This window comes from Nostoc sp. ATCC 53789 (assembly GCF_009873495.1).
In the GTDB taxonomy this organism is placed as follows: domain Bacteria; phylum Cyanobacteriota; class Cyanobacteriia; order Cyanobacteriales; family Nostocaceae; genus Nostoc; species Nostoc muscorum_A.
Map to the genome: position 1 here is coordinate 3777477 of NZ_CP046703.1, position 19794 is coordinate 3797270.

General features: G+C 41.2%; 20 protein-coding genes and 1 pseudogene. 12 read left to right on the top strand and 9 right to left on the bottom strand.

The genetic code is table 11. The features are described from left to right. Positions 1-71 precede the first annotated feature (71 nt). Together GJB62_RS15545 and GJB62_RS15555 are read right to left on the bottom strand one after the other, a co-directional pair. The gene (locus tag GJB62_RS15545; RefSeq protein ID WP_114085223.1) at positions 72-431 is read right to left on the bottom strand and encodes a VOC family protein; all 360 of its coding nucleotides are present in this window, start codon (positions 429-431) and stop codon (positions 72-74) included. A gap of 621 nt (positions 432-1052) precedes the next feature. Beyond that, positions 1053-1775, bottom strand: a complete 723-nt coding sequence (locus GJB62_RS15555) for a class I SAM-dependent methyltransferase (protein ID WP_114085221.1) — start codon at positions 1773-1775, stop codon at positions 1053-1055. A 211-nt stretch (positions 1776-1986) separates the two neighbouring features. Here GJB62_RS15555 and GJB62_RS15560 point away from each other — a divergent pair, with 211 nt between their 5' ends. Continuing rightward, entirely contained in the window at positions 1987-3060 is a 1074-nt protein-coding gene (locus GJB62_RS15560; RefSeq protein WP_114085220.1) for a sulfonate ABC transporter substrate-binding protein, read from the top strand. A gap of 45 nt (positions 3061-3105) precedes the next feature. Here GJB62_RS15560 and GJB62_RS15565 read toward each other — a convergent pair whose 3' ends face one another. Further along, positions 3106-4164, bottom strand: a complete 1059-nt coding sequence (locus tag GJB62_RS15565) for an IS630 family transposase (protein WP_245245942.1) — start codon at positions 4162-4164, stop codon at positions 3106-3108. Between the two features lie 83 nt (positions 4165-4247). Between GJB62_RS15565 and GJB62_RS15570 the strand changes: the two genes are divergently transcribed. The 5 genes and pseudogenes from GJB62_RS15570 (at position 4248) to GJB62_RS15595 (ending at position 8421) form a co-directional block, all read left to right on the top strand. After that, positions 4248-6299 (top strand): 5'-nucleotidase C-terminal domain-containing protein, encoded by a 2052-nt coding sequence (locus GJB62_RS15570; RefSeq protein WP_245245945.1) that lies wholly within the window; start codon positions 4248-4250, stop codon positions 6297-6299. A 24-nt stretch (positions 6300-6323) separates the two neighbouring features. Beyond that, positions 6324-6869, top strand: coding sequence for a dual specificity protein phosphatase family protein (locus GJB62_RS15575; protein WP_114083084.1), 546 nt, complete (start codon positions 6324-6326; stop codon positions 6867-6869). A 46-nt stretch (positions 6870-6915) separates the two neighbouring features. Further along, positions 6916-7602, top strand: coding sequence for an SAM-dependent methyltransferase (locus GJB62_RS15580; RefSeq protein ID WP_114083085.1), 687 nt, complete (start codon positions 6916-6918; stop codon positions 7600-7602). 302 nt (positions 7603-7904) lie between these two features. Then, positions 7905-8071, top strand: a pseudogene (locus tag GJB62_RS15590) (ISKra4 family transposase); the annotation flags it as partial. 143 nt (positions 8072-8214) lie between these two features. Then, the gene (locus GJB62_RS15595) at positions 8215-8421 is read left to right on the top strand and encodes a hypothetical protein (protein WP_114083086.1); all 207 of its coding nucleotides are present in this window, start codon (positions 8215-8217) and stop codon (positions 8419-8421) included. Between the two features lie 409 nt (positions 8422-8830). On the opposite strand, the gene GJB62_RS15600 is transcribed toward GJB62_RS15595, so the two are convergent. The 3 genes from GJB62_RS15600 to GJB62_RS37050 form a co-directional block, all read right to left on the bottom strand. Further along, the gene (locus GJB62_RS15600) at positions 8831-9079 is read right to left on the bottom strand and encodes a DUF4926 domain-containing protein (RefSeq protein ID WP_114083087.1); all 249 of its coding nucleotides are present in this window, start codon (positions 9077-9079) and stop codon (positions 8831-8833) included. Between the two features lie 19 nt (positions 9080-9098). Beyond that, positions 9099-9446, bottom strand: a complete 348-nt coding sequence (locus tag GJB62_RS15605; RefSeq protein ID WP_114083088.1) for a DUF6883 domain-containing protein — start codon at positions 9444-9446, stop codon at positions 9099-9101. Between the two features lie 206 nt (positions 9447-9652). Further along, positions 9653-10231: an RNA polymerase subunit sigma-24 gene (locus tag GJB62_RS37050; protein ID WP_181852873.1), complete on the bottom strand. Its 579-nt coding sequence runs from the start codon at positions 10229-10231 to the stop codon at positions 9653-9655. Positions 10232-10392: 161 nt separating this feature from the next. Here GJB62_RS37050 and GJB62_RS15615 point away from each other — a divergent pair, with 161 nt between their 5' ends. The 5 genes from GJB62_RS15615 (at position 10393) to GJB62_RS15635 (ending at position 14188) form a co-directional block, all read left to right on the top strand. Then, entirely contained in the window at positions 10393-10638 is a 246-nt protein-coding gene (locus GJB62_RS15615; RefSeq protein ID WP_114083145.1) for a UPF0175 family protein, read from the top strand. Positions 10639-10798: 160 nt separating this feature from the next. Beyond that, the gene (locus GJB62_RS15620) at positions 10799-11650 is read left to right on the top strand and encodes an ATP-binding cassette domain-containing protein (protein ID WP_114083089.1); all 852 of its coding nucleotides are present in this window, start codon (positions 10799-10801) and stop codon (positions 11648-11650) included. Next, the gene (locus tag GJB62_RS15625) at positions 11607-12461 is read left to right on the top strand and encodes an ABC transporter permease (RefSeq protein WP_114083090.1); all 855 of its coding nucleotides are present in this window, start codon (positions 11607-11609) and stop codon (positions 12459-12461) included. Before GJB62_RS15620 ends, GJB62_RS15625 begins: the two co-directional genes overlap by 44 nt. Before the next feature lie 19 nt (positions 12462-12480). Further along, positions 12481-12954, top strand: coding sequence for a MarR family transcriptional regulator (locus GJB62_RS15630; protein WP_114083091.1), 474 nt, complete (start codon positions 12481-12483; stop codon positions 12952-12954). Beyond that, complete coding sequence (locus tag GJB62_RS15635; protein WP_114083092.1) at positions 12920-14188, top strand: MFS transporter; 1269 nt, start codon at positions 12920-12922, stop codon at positions 14186-14188. The genes GJB62_RS15630 and GJB62_RS15635 overlap by 35 nt, the downstream gene beginning before the upstream one ends. A 195-nt stretch (positions 14189-14383) precedes the next feature. Here GJB62_RS15635 and GJB62_RS15640 read toward each other — a convergent pair whose 3' ends face one another. Together GJB62_RS15640 and recN are read right to left on the bottom strand one after the other, a co-directional pair. Beyond that, positions 14384-14704 carry a hypothetical protein gene (locus GJB62_RS15640; protein WP_114083093.1) on the bottom strand — a complete coding sequence of 107 codons (321 nt, stop codon included), beginning with the start codon at positions 14702-14704 and terminating at the stop codon, positions 14384-14386. Positions 14705-15529: 825 nt separating this feature from the next. After that, positions 15530-17278 carry a DNA repair protein RecN gene (gene recN / locus GJB62_RS15645; protein ID WP_114083095.1) on the bottom strand — a complete coding sequence of 583 codons (1749 nt, stop codon included), beginning with the start codon at positions 17276-17278 and terminating at the stop codon, positions 15530-15532. A 276-nt stretch (positions 17279-17554) separates the two neighbouring features. Here recN and GJB62_RS15650 point away from each other — a divergent pair, with 276 nt between their 5' ends. Then, positions 17555-19546, top strand: coding sequence for an AarF/ABC1/UbiB kinase family protein (locus GJB62_RS15650; protein ID WP_114083096.1), 1992 nt, complete (start codon positions 17555-17557; stop codon positions 19544-19546). A gap of 41 nt (positions 19547-19587) precedes the next feature. Here GJB62_RS15650 and GJB62_RS15655 read toward each other — a convergent pair whose 3' ends face one another. Further along, positions 19588-19779: a hypothetical protein gene (locus GJB62_RS15655; protein ID WP_245245946.1), complete on the bottom strand. Its 192-nt coding sequence runs from the start codon at positions 19777-19779 to the stop codon at positions 19588-19590. Between the last annotated feature and the right edge of the window lie 15 nt (positions 19780-19794).

The following is a 19794-nucleotide window of genomic DNA, read 5'->3' on the forward strand; positions in this document are numbered from 1 at the left end:
GAAGATTTTGTGGAATCAATGAGTATCAATCACTTACTTAATATCACATCAACTAGAAACCTTCCATGCCATTATCCAAACTCAAGATACTCAATAATGGTTCCATCAGGATGCATCGCTCGCATATTCGCTCCAGTGGTAACTTTGTTCGGTTCCGCCAGAATCACTGCACCCTGCTGAATAAGTGCTTCTTTAAAATCATTGAGTGAGTCCACAAGAAATGTTGCGTGTGTACTCTTGAATGGAGAGAGTGCTTCTGCTGAACCAGCAATTAAAAGAATAGAACCCACACTTGCGAGTTCTAACTCAGACTCGGAATATTGAAACCACAACCAACATTTTTCTGTAAAAAGGTTTTCATAGAAAGCGATCGCCTCATCCAAGTCTACTGGACTAAGATAGACTCTGGTTAATACTTTAAGAATTTGCATTGCAAACTGTCTATTAGGCAGCTAATGGATTTTGTTTTGCTTACTCAGAGGTTGTTTGAAAAGTATTTCGCTGTGACTTTAGACACTTTTAGATCCCCCCTAACCCCCCTTAAAAAAGGGGGAACCGGAGTCAAAGTCCCCCTTTTTAAGGGGAGCCAGTGCGGTCTTCTCCCAAAGGGAGAGGCTAGCGCCAAGGGGGTTTCCCCCATGAGCAACTGGCGTGGATTTAGGGGGATCTAGAATGTTTTGCTACCAAGAAGAGGACTTTTCAAATATCCTCTCAGCAATCATAGTTAACTAAGATTGATCAAGAAATAGTCTATCTTCAACTTGAAAAGGTCTTCAATTTTCTGTTCACCTAGCTCTTGATAATGTTGTTCGCAGTTAATGAAAATACATTTCATTTCTACTCCTTTAGCCCCACATAAGTCATCTGTATAGCTAGAACCAATATATATACATAGATTTTGCAACAGTACCTAGTTTGAGGAGTATGTCAGAGAAAATAGCAGAAAGATGTTTTCTGATGCCATCTTGAATTAATATCTCTACAAGAAAAAATATGTCTGACGCTCCCATAGTATATAAGCGGTACTAAATTAGTAATACATCAGGTGTAGTTTAAATAATTACAGATTCCGAATTACGAATTGTTTCAAATTTTTTTCCCTGTGCGTAGATAAAATAATTATCTGTCACTTTTACCTCAGCCTGAAAGCCTGCTTTTTTTAGCTTATCCTTAAGTTCATCTGGCTGATAAAAAATTTTGACAATCTGAAATTCTTGACCATCATTTAATTTACGAGTTTTATATATGTTTCCGTCGTCTTCAAGGATATGATTGTTAGCTGTGGATGTCGGTTCAAAGGAAGAGTCAATGATAAATACTTCCCCACCAAGGCGAACAGATTGGTAGACTTTCGTCAAAAAAGAATCGAGTAATTTTGGTGGCACATGAGATAGCCAAAAGGCGAAGAAAACCAAATCATATTCAGTGTCAGGTTGCCAAGTAAATAAATCAATTAGGTGATATTCAACACTCAGTGAATTTAACTTCGAGCGATTAATTGCAATCATTTCTTCAGAGGCATCGATCGCAGTAATCTTTTTACCGATCCTTAAAAGCTCCTGCGTCCAGATACCTGTTCCAGATGCTAACTCCAAAATATCATCCACCAAACCAATTTGGTGTAATGTATTTTTTATCACAGCTACTTCATTAAACCAGCGCTGGTTGATTTCGGGACTGCGATCGTAGCGTCCTTTCCTATAGAACCACTCATCATATTCATTGGCTCTAGCGCGATAGTACTCAATCTGTTGTTGAAGAATATTATCTGTCATCGCGTCCTTTCTGATCCGATTGAATTTATATTTGACACTGCTATGACTTTTAGTAAGATTTTTTTCTTCAACGAATAAACTTGCATTTCATCTGTAATTATGTGATATTTTTATCATTCCACAATAATACGGCGAATCAGTAAACTTATCGTAGATTTATCTTTGAGTCGCTAAAATCTGATATTTATTTACTCCTGAAAGCAGAATGAAGATGTTTACTAAGTTCTCTTCAAGTCGATTTTTGGGTATGGCTTTTGCCTTCCTCCAAAAGTTCAAACAGCAAAGAATCCACACCTTTTCTTTATTATTTGCATTGGGACTTAGCTTAACTTTGGCTATCTCTGCTTGCTCTCCAAGTGCAAGTAACAATGGAACAACTCAGACAGCTAGCCCCAACCCAGTAGCTAGCGGCACTACAATTCGTATAGGCTACCAGAAAGCGTCAACTGTCCTCTATGCACTGAAAGCGAGAGAAGAATTAGAAAAAGCCTTTGCAACTTCAGGATCTTCCGTAACTTGGTCAGAATTTCCGGCTGGGCCTCCAATGCTAGAAGCATTGAATGCAGGTAGCATTGATTTTGGCTATACCGGAGAATCACCACCAATATTTGCCCAAGCTGGGGGTATTCCTCTAGTTTATGTTGCCTACGATCCTTGGAGTCCGAAAGCCGAAGCTATCGTAGTACCCAAGGATTCACCTATTAAAAGTGTGGCTGAACTCAAGGGTAAAAAAGTTGCTTTTGCCAAAGGTTCTAATGCTAACTACCTATTGGTGAAAGCGCTCGAAAAAGCAGGGATACAGTACAGCGACATCCAGCCAGCAACTCTCCCACCCGCCGATGCTCGTGCTGCCTTTGAAGGAAAAAAGGTTGATGCTTGGGCAATTTGGGACCCATATTTAGCCGCAGCAGAAGCAGCAACAGGCGCACACATTTTAGCAGACGCAACCGAATTAGCTCCCAATCGTGGTTATTATCTAGCTGCAAAATCTTTTGTTGATGCCAAGCCTGATGTTTTGAAAATAGTTTTGGATAGAGTGAAGAAAGTTAGTGACTGGGCAAAGAATAATCCTAGTGAAGTTGCTAAACTTCTTTCCCCAGCTTTGGGTATAGATGCTCCTGTGTTGGAAATAGCAGAAAAGCGACGTGAATATGATGTACTTCCGCTCACAGATGAAGTGATTACTAAACAACAAGAAATTGCAGATACCTTCTACAAAATTAAGTTGATACCGAAAGAAATCAAAGTTAAGGAAATTGTTTGGCAAGGAAAAGTGAATAATTAATAAATAATGATTTTTGAATTACGAATAATGTTACAAGTTAAGTAGCTAGGCACAATTAAATATAAGACGCTCAAGGGCATATTCCCCCTTTACGCTTCTAGCTTCCATGCCATCAATAATTGCCATAGCCAAATCGTAGTTATTGTCAAACATTTGTCCAGCAATTTCATGAGTTTTTAGTTGATGCCACTCTTCCTCTATCCGATTCATTTCGGAACAATAAGGTGGTAAAAAGAAAACGAATAATCCTTTTTCCTGCCACTCAAGCCATTTTTGTTTTGCTTTCTTACTGGTATGTAAGGAACCATTATCGTGAACAATAACACTGATGCGACCAGTTTCAACTAAAGTGTTTTGTGCCTTAGCTGCAACCCAATCCATAACCTCGATGTAGCGTTTTGTTTTGAACCCACCTTGAACCAAGGCATATTCAAAACTGACTTGGGGTTGCCATAAACCCAAAATACTAATGCGACCACCACGGCTACCAACTTGTGCCATTTGTTTTTGGCTACCGATACGACTGTAACTATAGCTAACGGGACTCCAACGACAACACCCAGACTCATCAAGATACTTAAGCTCGACATAACCCTCTACTGCCGCTTGCTTTAAGGTATCTAGGTCTGCTTGCTTAATTCGTCGTTTTTCTGGGTCTTGTTTTCTCTTATGAGTATGGCGGGTGCGTTTCCATTTCCACTTTTTTTTGAGCAAACGTCGCAAACGAGACGGACTCAATTGCACATTTCTATCTTGAGCCAATTTTTCTGATAACTGCAAACTGTTATAAGTACGGGGCTCTACCTCTAAGCAATCCTCTAAATATGCTAAGTCTGCCTCAAGCCATTTGCACTTTGCTCCTCGCCCGGAAGTTTCCCACAGTCCTCCCAAACCCTTATTTTCCCAACGCCTCAGTGTTGCTCGTACCGTATGTTCGTGACACTCAAAAATTTTAGCTATCGCTGGTACATTCCATCCTTGGGCATTTAATCGAATTATGTGGGCACGCTCTCGTGTCCGTTGAGGAACTGTTGTCGCTGACCGTAACTCCAAAAGCGTCAAATCTTCTAAATCTGTTAATCTAACTCGCAATGGAGCAGACATCTCGTAGAACCTATTTTTTAGACCTTCTCTATCTTATATTTAATTGTAACCACCTACTTAACATAACACGTTTTAAAGTTATTATGCCTTTGTTAAATTCCAAAAATAGATTTTTCGGTAAGCTTAATAGCCTAAATTTAAGTACTAACCAGTTAAGTTCGTTAGTTATATTTGGTATATTATTCTCTCTGGGAACTAGTATTGGTGTAGCGCAAGTCAGAACAACACCTAAACCGGGATTCACACTGCAACTTTTACATACTTCCGACCAAGAAGCAGGTGTTCCAGCATTGAAGGATGCACCAAACTTTTCGGCAGTGTTGAATGCACTCAAAAATCAGGATGCTAATCGTGACGGTAAGCCTGATTATCCTAATACCTTAATCCTTTCATCTGGAGATGCCTATATTCCCAGTCCTTTCTTATTTGCTAGTGATACAGTTTTTGGTGGACAGGGAAGAGGAGATATTTTAATTTTAAATGCTCTAGGGTTTGGTGCGATCGCCTTTGGTAATCACGAATTTGACTTAGGTACGGGTGTTGTTGCCGATTTACTCGGTGCTAAAAAAGATTACCCAGGTACAAATTTTCCTTATCTCAGCACAAATCTAGACTTCAGCACTGATAAAGACCTGGCAAAATTAGTTACTGCTGATGGACAAGAGGCAAGTAAAATTCCTAATAAAATTGCCCGTAGTACCATCATTACCCTCAATGGTGAAAAGATTGGTGTAGTTGGAGCGACAACTCCCACTCTGCGGACTATTTCTTCTCCCGGTGGTGTGACTGTGTTGCCTAAAGAATTTAACGATCGTAATCCCGCAGACATCGCCGCCTTAGCTGCTGAAATTCAAACTTCTGTCGATGCACTGCTGACAAAAAACCCAGATATTAATAAAGTTATTCTGTTGGCACACATGCAGCAAATTGCTATTGAGCAAAAGCTAGCAAAATTACTCAAAGGAGTAGATATTGTTGTTGCTGGTGGTTCTAATACCTTACTAGCCGACAAAACAGACCGTCTACGAGTCGGTGATAAATCTGCTGGAAGTTATCCAATTCTCACAAAAGCAGCAGATGGTAATCCGATAGCCGTAGTTAATACCGATGGAAACTATCGTTATGTTGGTCGTCTAGTAGTTAACTTTGATGCCAGTGGAGTAATTATTCCGTTGAGTATTGACTCCAAAATCAGTGGTGCTTATGCGACTGATTCTAAAGGTGTAGCAACTGTCGGTGGGAAACCCGATCCTAAAATTGTCGCCATTACAGAGGCACTTCAAAAAGTGATTATTGCCCAAGATGGTAAAATTTTTGGGAAAACCAACGTCTTCCTCAATGGCTGGCGCGGTGATGTCCGCACACAAGAAACCAATTTAGGGAATTTGACAGCCGAAGCTAATTTAGCGATCGCCAAGCGGTACGATCCTAAGACAGTCATTTCCATCAAAAATGGCGGTGGTATCCGTGACAATATCGGTATCTACACCTTTCCCCCTGGTTCGACTCGCTCACAAGATGTTATCAAACTACCACCTCAAGCAAATCCTGTAGCAGGTAAGAAAGCAAAAGAAATTTCCCAACTTGATATCACCAATGCGCTACGATTCAACAATGGCTTGACTTTAGTTACTCTGAGTGCAACAGAATTACTGGCAGTGATTGAACACAGTGTAGCAGCGATCGCACCCAGTGCTACCCCTGGCAGTTTTCCCCAAGTAGCGGGATTAACCTTTAGCTTTGACCCAGATTTGCCAGCAGGTAAGCGCGTCAAATCCCTTGCTATCAAGGATGGTCAGGGCAAAATGATTGATGTAGTAGTTAAAAATGCAGAGTTAGTGGGTGATCCTAATCGGATCTTCCGCACTGTTACCCTCAACTTCCTCGCAACTGGTGGTGATGGTTATCCTTTTCCGAAAACAGAACGGGTTGATTTGACATCAAAAGATGCTGATAAGAGCAAACGCACAGGTTTAGCCACCTTTGCTGCTGATGGTTCCGAGCAAGATACATTAGCCGAATATCTGGCTGCTAACTTTAAGCAGATTCCCTTTTCTCAAGGGGATGTGCCACCCGCAAAAGATACTCGCATTCAAAATCTCAAATTGCGTAAAGATGTGGTGTTATCAGATTAATTATTTGTGCCTACCTACTTAAAGATGTATAAGTTTGCCCCGGCTTGGGAGAACGAGCAAATAGTATTTGGTGCTGCGCGACCTGGATACACTAATAAGCAGGTTCAGGATTGGATACAATTCATGAAGTCCCAAAATATTAAGCGAGTTTGTTGCCTTCTTCCCAATCAACAACTAGCTCATTACTCTAATCTTTTGGATAGCTACAAACAGGAATTTGGTAATCAGCTAGTATGTTGGGCACCAATTGTAGATTTCCATCTATCTGATTTAGAAACTCTCACACAGAAAATACTTCCTTTCTTAATAGAAGCAGACAAACAAAATCAGAAGGTAGTTGTACACTGCTCTGGTGGAATTGGACGTACTGGACATGTATTAGCAGCATGGCTAGTTAGTGTCCGAGGATTATCAAATCAAGCTGCGATCGCTGCTGTCAAGAAAACAGGTAGAAATCCTTATGAAGCTGCATTAGCTGCTGTGTTTAGAGGTAGAAATCCGTTGAAAGTTGTAAAAGAACTTGACTTGCTTCTAAATGATTGCCGTCTAGCAATACATCAAGTTTTTTGATTTTGCTATCATCCTGTTTAATCAGTCTCTTGGCGAGGTAAATTCTATGGCAATGGTTCTAGATAAAGTAGTTCCTTTTGGGAGATCAATGGATGAATATATAAAAATATTCAATTTAACAGACGCAGATTTAAATAAAAAAATCATTGGAATTGGGGATGGACCGGCAAGCTTTAATTCAGAAATGACACGTCAGGGTAAAAGTGTAGTTTCTGTTGACCCACTATACCAATTTTCTGGTGATGAGATATTGCAACGATTTAATGAAGTGGTAGATAACATCATTAACCAAGTCAAGGCTACATCGAAAGATTGGGTATGGGGCTATCATAAATCTCCAGATGATTTGCGACGCAATCGAGTCAAAGTTATTAAAGAATTTTTGTCTGATTATGAAAATGGCAAAAAAATCAATAGATACATAGTCGATGAGTTTCCAAAATTAGAATTTAAAGATCAAGAGTTTGACATAGCCCTGTGTTCACATTTATTGTTTTTATATTCAGACCATCTCGATTACAACTTTCACCTAAATTCTATAGGTGAGATGCTACGTATTGCTAAAGAAATCAGAATATTTCCCCTGATAACTTTAATGTGGAAACATTCTCAACATTTAGATGAAATAGTAAAACATTACACTTCAATGGGTTACAAGATAGATATTGAAAATGTTGAATATGAGCTACAGCCTGGTGGAAATAAAATGTTGAAGATAACCAGAGATGTTTAGAAAATTTATAATTCGTAATTTTCAGTAATTATATTCTGATTACCAAGAAGGATTTTGTCAACAAGCGCTCAATGATTCAATAATTTTTAATGCGATCGCACTGCTCACTACAATCAGCGTTATTATATGGCATTTCTAGCAGGAATGGACATCGATGTCGCTGTTACCAAGTTGCATTTATGGTCAGTATACTTTGCTGCGATGAGCGATACTCTTGCAGAGTCACTTCATGAACATTACAAAAGATACCTGCACAAGTTGATCTTCTACTGAGTAGAATTTGCTGTTGGGAAGTGGCATGAGTTAAAAGTGCTTGTAAATGGTTGATGAACGCCAAGATTTAAAGGTGTTGGAATGCGGTGGAGTGAGTCCGGTTTTAATCATTTGTTATATTTACGACTAGCTTGGGTGAATGGACGTTTTTGATAACTTATTTCCAGATTCTACTTTGCCATCCCCTAACCGCTAGATGTGCCCTAATGCTTTTAGATGAAAAAATAAATGTATATATAGGTTTCAAAATTATTACTTTTGGATAATTTAATTTCAAATAAATATCCTTATAAATAATGATATAGGTATTGAATACCTATGTACGTAAGTGAGGTAATTATGTCAATTATAGCCAAACAACAAGAGTTATTTGTGGAGATACCTTCAGACCAACAGCAACTTCTGTCTGGAGGACAATTATTTTCAAGAAGGCGAATTGCTCGTGATATGCGAGGTAATCCTGATATTAGAATCACCGGGAATCTGACCACTGCTGATGGGAATCAAATTCCCATCCTAGTTTTAGGTTTTAGGCTTGACCAATAGTAAGCCATGACTATAAATACCATAGGTAAAGCTTTGGAATTCATATAGGAACAAGATTGATATAATTCACTCAATATCAATTAGTCTTTGAGAGAATTGTATTAGTTTTTAATGTTTTCCAAAGTCATGAAATTAATGAGATAAAAGCGATAAATGGATGTTATCATTAGCATCCATTTTTTGTTGATCATACAATTGTAAACGAACAATTTCTTATAGATAGATATGAGTTTAATCTAGACTAAAAGTAGATATGCAACTCAATGTTGTTTAGTAATATGAGGATATTTAAGAATATAAATCAAATAATTCAATAAAATTCTGGCAAAGCGATCGCCAGATTCTCTATATTTATGTGCGTCAGGGTAGCCCATCATAAATCTCATTAGCATCTGCGTTTTTATCTCGATTACGCTAGCATCATTTCCGAGACTGGATCAGGAGATGGTGGCTCAAAATGTAACACCATAATTTGCTCTGGGCGTAAACCGGCAGATTCATAAGTGCGACCGTTGCGATCGCTAAATTCCACTTCAAAAGCAGCACCACCAGCTAATAATTCTACTACTGTGCCAACTTGACCACGGTACAGGTTGTATTCAGGCAGATCAGCTGTCAGTGCTACTACATCCAGCAACTTGATTGTATTTTTAGTCATCTTCTAGACTTCCAAATATTTACAGCAGATAGCAGGTTGTTAATCTTGGGAAATTAAAACCTTCTTCGATAATCCAACCACTCCGAATGGTTGCACTTCTATTTTGCCATTCCAACGTGAAATCTAGAGTGTAGCGTTGTCCAAATTCATCGCGTCGTCCCAAGCGAACTTGATGAGTTTTGACAACTTTGAGAATAATCTGGCGCAATTCTTCAGCATCGTCAGCTGTTATACCTAGAGTTGAGCAAAAAACGCGAGCTTTATGTTTCCCTTCATCATGTTCTGGATTGAGGCAATAATCACGCAGTTTACGAATATCAACGACTGCATTTTCTGCATTTGGGATAAGATTGGCCGAGTTAGACATAATTTTTATTTTTAGAGTAGGTAATGGAGTTTAGGGAATATAAACATAGAAAATGCCTGTGCAAATTAAGTTTTACAGCCAAGGGGCTATTTGCGCTTAAAATACACAGGCACTTCAATTCTATTTCCTTACTACATATTATACATTGAATTTATAGCAAGGGTATATTTATTGAATTTTATTCAACTTTTTTAACAGAGTTAATGCTATTCCTTACCGCCGCCGAAAAGTTTGTATATCCCGTATCCAATAGCTGCCGCAGCAGCAACAGGTGCAGCAGCAACTATCGCAGTACCGGCGATCGCACCTCCCCCAACAACACCACCGATACCTGCAAGAGTACTCATAATTGCAGCACCAGAAGCACCAGCAGCTACTGTTACAGCACCAGCACCAGCTACACCAGCAGCAGCCCCAATATTTGTAGCTGTTCTTGCAGCTGCACGAGCTTCACGTTCTTCCTTGGACAAATCCGGTTGGTCTTTGAAGAAAGTTTCATTCATTATTTTTGCTCCAGCATAAGCTGGGCCTGCTGCCAATACAGCAGGAGCAGCCGCCATACCACCACCAACCACACCACCTGCCGCAGCTAGACCGGAAGTGATTCCTGCCCCTGAAGTTGCTGCAACAGATAACCCTGTAGCAGCACTGACAGCAGCCCCTGCGGCCGCACCGGTCTCTACAACGGCTTTTACCGTCTTTAGGTCTTTAACGCCCAAAGTTTTTTCTACAGCAGTTTCTACACCTTTTTCAACAGCTTTATTGGTAATATCTTCAAAATTCATAAATCAATTTCTCATAATCTGGTACACGATACCTATTACTACAGCACAATTGTTACCAAAATTGTAACAGTATTAACACTAGTGGCATTTCGCTGTATACCAAATCAGCAACAAAGAGTTTGAAGCTGCTTAGAATAGTAGTGATAGAAAGGATTGTAATTATGAACGTCGTCATTCCTAACGAAATATTAACCGCAACTGGGATGACTGAAGGCGAAATGAAGCAGGAAATTGCGGTGATGCTTTTTCAAAAAGAAAAGTTAACCCTTGCTCAAGCCAGTCGGTTTGCAGGGATAAACCGTATAGCATTTCAGCATCTACTCGCAAGTCGTCAAATTTCAGTGCATTATGGGGTCGAGGATTTTGACCAAGATATAGAAAACTTGCGGGCGATGGGTAGACTGTGATCATTGTCAGTGATACTTCGCCCATCAATAACTTCGCCGCCACTCTACTGAGTTTCTTTTTACTCTGATTCAACTTTATGCCAGAAGTCTATTGACTTCTGGTAAATCTATTGAGAAGCTAATAGTTAGATTTACTAATTAATAGAAGTGCATCAAACTTGTGACAATACTGACGGGAAAAATAAATCGATCGCAACCTGCTAGCGAACCAAAACCGTTGATTTTGCAAACTCAGGGACTCACACGCCGTTTTGGTAAGTTAACCGCAGTTAATAATCTGAGCATATCTGTAGAACAGGGCGAAGTATTTGGACTACTTGGCCCCAATGGTGCAGGGAAAAGTACAGTTCTTAAGATGTTGACAACCTTGCTGCCTATCAGTGCAGGGAAAGCAACCTTAGCTGGCTATGATGTGACTCGTCAACCCAATCCTGTGAGACGGGCTATCGGCTATGTACCCCAGGCGCTCTCTGCTGATGGTAGTCTCACGGGTTACGAAAATCTCTTAATCTTCGCCAAGCTGTATGGAATACCTGCCAAAGGACGCGATCGCCGCATCTATGAAATTCTAGAATACATGGGTTTGCAAGATGCGGCAAAACGCTTGGTACGAAACTACTCTGGTGGGATGATCCGCAAGCTGGAAATTGGCATATCAGTTCTACATCAACCCCAAATTTTGTTTCTTGATGAGCCGACTGTCGGACTAGATCCCATCGCTCGAACTCAAGTATGGCAGCTTGTATTACAACTCTGTGCTGATTACGGCACAACTATATTTTTAACAACCCACTTTTTAGAAGAAGCGGATAGCTTATGTAATCGAGTGGCGATTATGCAGCAAGGTGAAGTCGTTACCACAGGTACACCGAGCGATTTAAAAGCTTCTTTAGATAACCCAAATGCAACTTTGGATGATGTCTTTATTCACTATACAGGCGACCAGCTAACATCAGGAGTCAACTACCGTGACACAGCAAGAACCAGACGTACTGCTCAACGGTTGGGTTAAAGCACCACCCACTGTCCGAGTAAATTTGATCTCTGCAATTAAAGAGTTAGTTACGAAAACCCTGGCGATCGCTGAATTGGAAATCCGTAAACTCCGCCACGATCCCACTGATTTAGTCGTTCGGGCTGTGCAACCAGCTTTATGGCTGCTAATTTTTGGGCAAGTTTTCTCCCGAACTCGCGCGATTCCTACAGGGAACTTACCCTATTTGGACTTCATTTCTGCTGGCATTTTGGCTCAGAGTATTTTGTTTGTGGCAATTTTTAGTGGTGGAATGACGCTAATCTGGGAGCGAGATTTAGGCATTGTCCATAAATTTTTAGCTAGTCCTACGCCTCGTGTGGCGATGGTGTTGGGCAAAGCCCTGGCGTGTGGGGTGAGGTGCTTATCTCAGGTAATATTCATTTACGGATTAGCATTTTTATTAGGTGTCAAACTAAATCTTCATCCCCTAGCTATTCTCCAAGTACTGCTGCTAGTCATACTGGGAGCGGGTTCTTTTTGTATTTTCTCATTAATTATTGGCTGTTTGGTGAAAAGCCGAGAAAGGATGACGGGTATTGGACAATTGTTAACGATGCCGTTATTTTTTGCTAGCAATGCCATCTATCCGATTTCTTTGATGCCCAGTTGGTTAAAGTTCATTTCTCATTTAAATCCGTTGACTTATCTGGTTGACGGCTTACGCAGCACGATGCTGTTGAATGGCACTAGCATCTATGGCTTTGGTCTGGATTGTACAATTCTCTTATTCACATTAATCATTTTGGCCATCCTTGGTGGAAAACTTTATCCACGGGTGGCCATGTAACTAGGAGAACAACAAGCCCATGACCTTGGATAAACCTAATCAAGGTGCAACTTCCGAAGAATGTGCCGCTAGAGTAATGGAGACAGTTCCATTAGTGATGCGGTTTATCCGAGCGGATATGCGTGCCCATAGTGCCGCTTTTTTATCTATACCTCAATTGCGATCGCTAGCATTTATCAACCGCAATCCTGGGGCTTCATTATCTGATCTGGCAGAGCATTTAGGTGTCACCTCTGCCACGGCATCAGCAACCATAGAACGCTTGGTACAACGCGACTTCGTGAAACGGATTGCTCATCCTCAAGAGCGGCGGCGGGTGCTGCTCAATTTAACTGAAGATGGAAAACACCATCTTAAGCAATCCCAAGATCAAACTCGCGCTCATATTACCGATTTACTGACAGGTCTTTCAGAAGACCAAATTTCCAACATTGAAGAAGGCTTAACTCTACTAAAAAATGTCTTCGAAAAAACAGAACTCAAAGCCCCATAACTTTGAGGTTGCAGAACACGATCCCTTTGCAGCCTTTAAGTTTCGAGACTATCGGCTATTTACCATTGGACGGCTGGTGCTGTTCGTGGGGTCGCAAATGCAAACTGTAGCGATTGGCTGGGAACTCTATGAGCGGACTAACTCAGCGATCGCTTTAGGTGGTGTAGGACTGGCGCAAGTCCTACCAATGATTATTCTTACCTTAATTGCCGGAGATGTTGCCGATCGCCGCGATCGCAAACTCACCATGTTACTGTCGGTAATACTGCTAGCCCTCTGCTCGCTGGCTTTAGCAGTTCTTTCCTATACTCAAGGTGCAATTTTTCTAATTTACGCCTGTTTGGTATTAACAGGTGTTGCTAGGGCATTCCTCAAACCTGCCAGTGATGCTCTGATGTGGCAATTGATACCTGTCACAGCTTTCACCAATGCAGCCACTTGGAATAGTAGTAGCTTTCAGTTAGCCGCAGTTATCGGCCCAGCCTTCGGGGGATTCGGGATTGCGCTATTGGGAAGTGCTACAGGAGTTTATGTATTAGCAGCGATCGCAGCGTTGCTGTGTTTTATTTTAACGCTGGCGATTAAAGAGCAAAAAGTTATTCGCTCAACTGAGCCAATCTCACTCCAAGCGCTTGCAGCTGGCGCTAAATTTGTTTGGCAGAATCAGCTGATTTTAGCAGCAATCACATTAGATATGTTTGCAGTATTGTTGGGTGGTGCGATCGCGCTTCTCCCGATTTTTGCCAAAGATATTTTACACGTGGGGCCAGTGGAGTTGGGATATCTACAAGCAGCCCATTCCATCGGTGCTTTGACTATGGCGATTACCCTGGCGTATTTACCACCGTTACGCAAAGCAGGCCCAGCCTTATTGTGGTCAGTGGTTGGCTTTGGGGTTGTAACAATTATCTTTGGACTTTCTCGTTCCTTTTGGCTATCTATGTTAATGCTGATTCTTGGTGGCGCACTGGATAGTATTAGCGTTGTGATTCGCCATACATTGGTTCAAATCAGAACACCCGATCATTTGCGTGGTCGAGTTGCTGCTATTAATAGCGTGTTTATTAGTGCCTCCAATGAGTTGGGGGGCTTTGAGTCCGGCTTGACTGCTGCTTTATTTGGCCCGGTGATTTCCGTTGTGGGTGGTGGAATTGGCACAATTGTGGTGGTAATTGCTACGGCAATGATTTGGCCAGGAATTCGTAAGTTAGGAGCTTTGCAAGAGTATAAATAGAAATACTTATCTATTTTTCATAGATAATATTTGTCCCACCGCAGCAAAAGATAAGAATCACAATCTCGTAGCTTTTGCATAGAGTGGGATTTTTGTTTAGCGAAAGTTGCAGATTGCGTAATTAAAAGATAGAAAAACTCAAATTTTTGAGATTATATCTAACTTCAATTTGCCCTAAAAGTTATAGAGTTGGTACTAAAAAATTGGGAAACCTCCCCCGCCCGCATTAGCACCAAAATTTGGGATAATGCCATCAGTTGGAATACCAAAACTACCCAAATTAAAGCCGCCTTCACTTGGAATACCAAAATTACCCAAATTAAAGCCGCCCTCATTTGGAATGCCAAAGCTACCCAAATTAAAGTTGCCATCAGTTGGAATACCATACTCAGCAAGGTCGAAGCTAGCAGCCGTTGGTATGCCGAATGCTCCTCCAGGTGCAAACGGATCGCTGAGGTTGCCAGGATAAAGACTATCCAAGGCGTTAACAGGAAAGGAATTTGTATCAAATGCCATGAGAGTCAATCCTCCTATTAGTAGATAAATTTTGTGTAATCAAGAAATACTAAGGAAGCATAATTAAGCTTTCTTAGTAACTTTTGTTTTGTTTTTTTAATTGCTAATCTTGATATTTTTGGAATGTATTGTATAGTGGTTTCATAAAATTTACTTTCCAAAAAACCTTTAATTAACGCTAGTTACTTGAAAAAATATATAAAAATTAAGTTATTTTTACAATGAAAAATCTTTAGATGCTTATGTCAAATATTTAGATACTTTTTCTACTGCAATTTGCAGGTTAAACTTATTTAAATTGGTATGCATGAGACTTGACAAATTGTCCCTACACATCTTTTTAAACGAACCGTATACTAGGTTAACAAATCCCTCTAGATGGTCATATCCCAATACGCTTAGGTTGAACGTTCGCGTAGCGTTCCGTAGGGAAGTGAAACCCAACAATGAACGCTTGTCTTGGGTTACGTTCCTCAAACACCACTTGCTACCCTGCGGGAACGCTAAGAGCGTAGCTTCGGGAAACCCACCCCAATACTTTTCGGTTAAGGGGGAAAGGGGAAAGGGAAAGGGTTTGAATTTCCCTTTCCCCATTACCCTTTAACCTTTCCCCAGACCAAAAGAGAGATTATTGGGTTTAACCGAAAAGTATTAAAACCCACCCAACGCAGTGGCTCCCCAACCTACACAGGTTAAGGTTTTTATGTTTTCAATTTCTCTTATTTTCCTTTTCCTTATCTTCTCTACGAGACGCTACGCGAATGCGTTCTTTGTGGTTCGTTCCTTTAACGCTCAAAACTAAGTTGACAGACCAGTGATTTATCTTTAATTTTTAATTTTTTGACGGTGGTTAGCAGCTTGTAGTAAAAGAGATTCAGCAAAAGCGATCGCATCACTTGCAGATTTACCACCAGCTAACTGCGCTAATTCTTCCCGGCGACTGGTTAAATTATCCAAGGTCGTAACTCTAACAACGGTACGCTGTTCAGCGTTCTCATTGTTAGCTTTTTTACCTTTGCCTTGATTGATAGTTTGCTTATCGACGCGAAAATGCTGATCGGCCATTGCCGCAACTAAAGGCTGGTGGGTAACACATAATACCTGATTGCGTTGACTTAGCTGGTGTAATTTTTCCGCGATCGCTTGGGCGACTCTTCCCGAAACCCCGACATCAATTTCATCAAAAACCATTGTCCCAGCCACATCAACCTGAGAAAAACAAGCTTTCAGCGCCAGTAAAAAGCGGCTCATTTCCCCGCCAGAGGCAACTTCTGTTAAAGGTTGCAGTGGTTCTCCAGGGTTAGAACTAAATGTAAAGGTAATTTTATCTGCTCCCATAACAGTGGGAAAAGCAGGTACTATCTCAACCAGAAACTTCACCTTTTCCATCGCTAAAGGCTTGAGTTCAGCTATTAAACGTGATTCTAAATTAGCAGCTGCCTTACTCCGCAATTGAGTTAACTGATTAGTTGCTTGGGTGAGTTTTTCAAAACACGCTTTTTCTTGCTGTTCTAATTTTTCAATAGATTGTTCGCTGTCGTTAAGCTGGGCTAATTCCTCTTGGATACGTTGGTAATAAGCGATCGCTTCGGTAAGTGTCGGCCCATACTTGCGGCAAATTTGCTTTAATTCTTGAATCCTTTCTTCCACCTCTTCCAATCGCTGTGGATCGGCTTCCAAACCGTCCCCATAAGCATTAATTTGTCTTCCCACTTCCATTACCGCAGCTTGCGCGTCCCTAACCAATTCCAAAAGGTGTTGCAGCTGGGTATCGTACTCCACCATGTCATTTAATATCGCCTCACTATCTCCCAGTAAATCTCCTGCGGCTGGGGTTTCATGATCGTTTTGATACAAAGCCTGATAAACCTTGTAACTCATCTGTTGCAAATCGACGACATGATTCAGGCGTTCCCGTTCTTGTCCCAACTGTTCCAATTCATTGGGTTCGCTGAGATTAGCTGCTCCCAATTCCTGCACTTGATAAGTGAGCAAATCTAGTTGTTGCAACCGTTCCCGTTCTGATGTCCGGCGTTTTTCTAATGCTAAATGCGCCTGTTGGTAAGTATTAAAACTCGTAGCGACTTTATGACGCTGCTGCATTAAAGAGTCGCCGCCATATAAATCTAACCAGTCGCGGACTTGAGCAGATTGCCCCACTTGTACCGTTTGGCCTTGGGCTGTGATCTCTACTAAGCGATCGCGCATTCCTCCCATAATCTGCCGATTTACCAACACGCCATTCACCCGCGATCGACTGCGGATATTAGTAGCAGTGGCTGTGATTTCTCGGCTAATAACTACGGAATTTTCATCAAGCAAATCTATTTCTTGTTCAGTCAACCAAGCTGCTAGGGGAGCATTTGAGGTAAAAGTTGCTTCTACCATCGCTCGACTTGTCCCTGTGCGAATGACTCGACTAGAGACTTTACCGCCTAAAGCAGCATCAATGGCATCCAAAATAATCGATTTTCCAGCGCCGGTTTCACCTGTCAGCACATTTAGTCCCGCGCCAAATTCCAATTCCAGTTGGTCAATTAAGGCAAAGTTTTCAATTCGCAGGCAAAGCAACATCAAGCCAAATTCTCCATAAGGGCAGATGCCGGATACTTCTAATTTACAGGACAATAAGTATGATTTTTCAGCTAACTAGCAATACCTAATACTATTGAACTAGTATGCCCGTTTAAGTGTAGCAAACCTTTGAGTAATGGGTAATGGATAATGGGTAATAGAAAAATTAGTTGAACCCTGCTAATTTCTAATCCTCAATGCCCCATTTCTAATACCCAATTCGTAAAGATATTGTTACAATACTTAATGTGATCGTTCTGACTGGTGGCCTTTTTCATGATTGTTAAGACACTTCCCCCTAGTTCCCGACCGATTCAGGAGGACAGTAGCAACGGCACAAATAGCCGAGGTGAACTGGACGTTATAGATATAGTGCCAGAAGAAAATGGTACATCGAGCTTAGTTGTGCGATCGCCAAGACTCTTAGCAGCCCAAAAGATTCGGACAACAGCCGAACCTGAGACGCTTTACGATCCCGTGAGCATAGCGGAGCATTATCAAAACAGACCCCTGCAAGTTTTACGGCGGATTTTCGCCGTGTTGGGGCCGACTTTATCCTTTGCTTTTGGGTTGTGGTCGGATAGTAAACGGGGAATTGTCGTCAAAAATGACCGCCGCCGAGCTACTCAGCTTCGAGTATTGCTGACTCAACTGGGGCCTGCTTATATCAAAATTGGACAAGCTTTGTCCACTAGACCGGATCTCGTTCCTACCGTATATCTAGAAGAATTAACTAAGCTACAAGACCAATTACCACCTTTTCCTAACGAACTTGCTTACCAGTTTATCAAAGAAGAACTAGGCGCACCTCCAGAAGAGGTTTACGCCGAACTCTCGGCCCAGCCCATTGCTGCGGCTTCCTTGGGACAAGTATATAAAGGTAAGCTAAAAACTGGTGAAGAAGTTGCCGTAAAAGTCCAACGCCCCGACTTAAGAGAGCGGATCACCATCGACTTGTATATCTTGCGTAATATCGCCGCCTGGGTGCAGAAAACAGTCAAACGGGTAAGAAGTGATTTAGTTGGGATTCTCGATGAATTAGGCGATCGCATCTTTGAAGAGATGGACTATATTCACGAAGGTGAAAATGCCGAAAGATTTTTCGAGCTATACGGTCATATAAAAGACATCTACGTACCGAAAATTTACTGGGAATATACCAATCGTCGCGTTTTGACGATGGAATGGATTAACGGTATTAAATTAACTCAGACAGAAGAAATTAGTGCCCAAGGCATAGATGCTCGTTATCTCATTGAAGTGGGTGTCCAGTGTTCCTTGCGCCAGTTGCTAGAACATGGATTTTTCCACGCCGATCCCCACCCTGGTAATTTATTAGCAACACCAGATGGCAAATTGGCTTATCTCGACTTCGGAATGATGAGCGAAATTAAGCCACCACAGCGTTATGGTTTAATTGAAGCGATCGTCCACGTCGTCAACCGTGACTTTGAAGGATTAGCAAAAGACTACGTTAAATTAGACTTCTTATCGCCAGAAACCGATTTAACACCAATTATCCCAGCTTTTGCCAGAGTCTTTGCTGATGCCCAAGGAGCCAGCGTTGCCGACCTTAACATTAAAAGCATCACCGATGAACTATCGGCTTTGATGTATGAGTATCCTTTCCGCGTACCGCCCTACTACGCCTTAATTATTCGTTCTCTCGTTACTCTCGAAGGGATTGCAATATTTATAGATCCCACCTTTAAAGTCCTCAGCGAAGCTTATCCCTACGTTTCTAAACGCCTGTTAACAGACCAAGCACCGCAATTAAGAGCATCATTGCAAGACTTGCTATTTAAAGATGGCAGATTTCGCTGGAATCGCTTAGAGAACCTGTTACGTAATGCACGTAACAGTCAAGACTATGACTTCAATTTAGTGCTGAATCAGGGAATAGAATTTCTGTCATCAGAACGTGGTGCTTTCATTCTTGACAAGCTAGTAGATGAATCTGTTAATGGACTTGATGCTTTAAGTAAAAACGTTTTGCATAACTTCACCTCTCTCTTACGGGAACGAGTTGGATTGACAGCAGTTAATGAAACTCCAGCAGCGACAGTTGAGCAACAACAAACCTTAGAGCATATCAAACATATATTAGGTATTCTCCGAGAAACACGAGGCTTTGACCCACTGCAACTTGCGACTCAAATTTCTCAGTTATTGGTAAATTCCGATGTACAACGTTTAGGTCAACAAATTGCCAACCGCTTCACGCAAAAAGCTGTAGCTAGATTGATTCGGCAATTATTGGCATCGTAGTAAGAGTTATGAGTTAAAGGAATTTTTTAACTCATAACTCATCAACATTCATAACTATTTGACACTCCATAAGTATTGCTGCCCAAAACAATAGCATCAATGGATTCGTAGAAAGCACCATAACCGTAGTCTTCCTCTTCTATGTCAAGGATTGATAGCCAATCAATTCCGCCATCGCTGCGAGCAATGTAGCCATCCAAACTAGCTGCAATATAGAGCGTAACTTTCGTCATTTTACTTTCAATTAG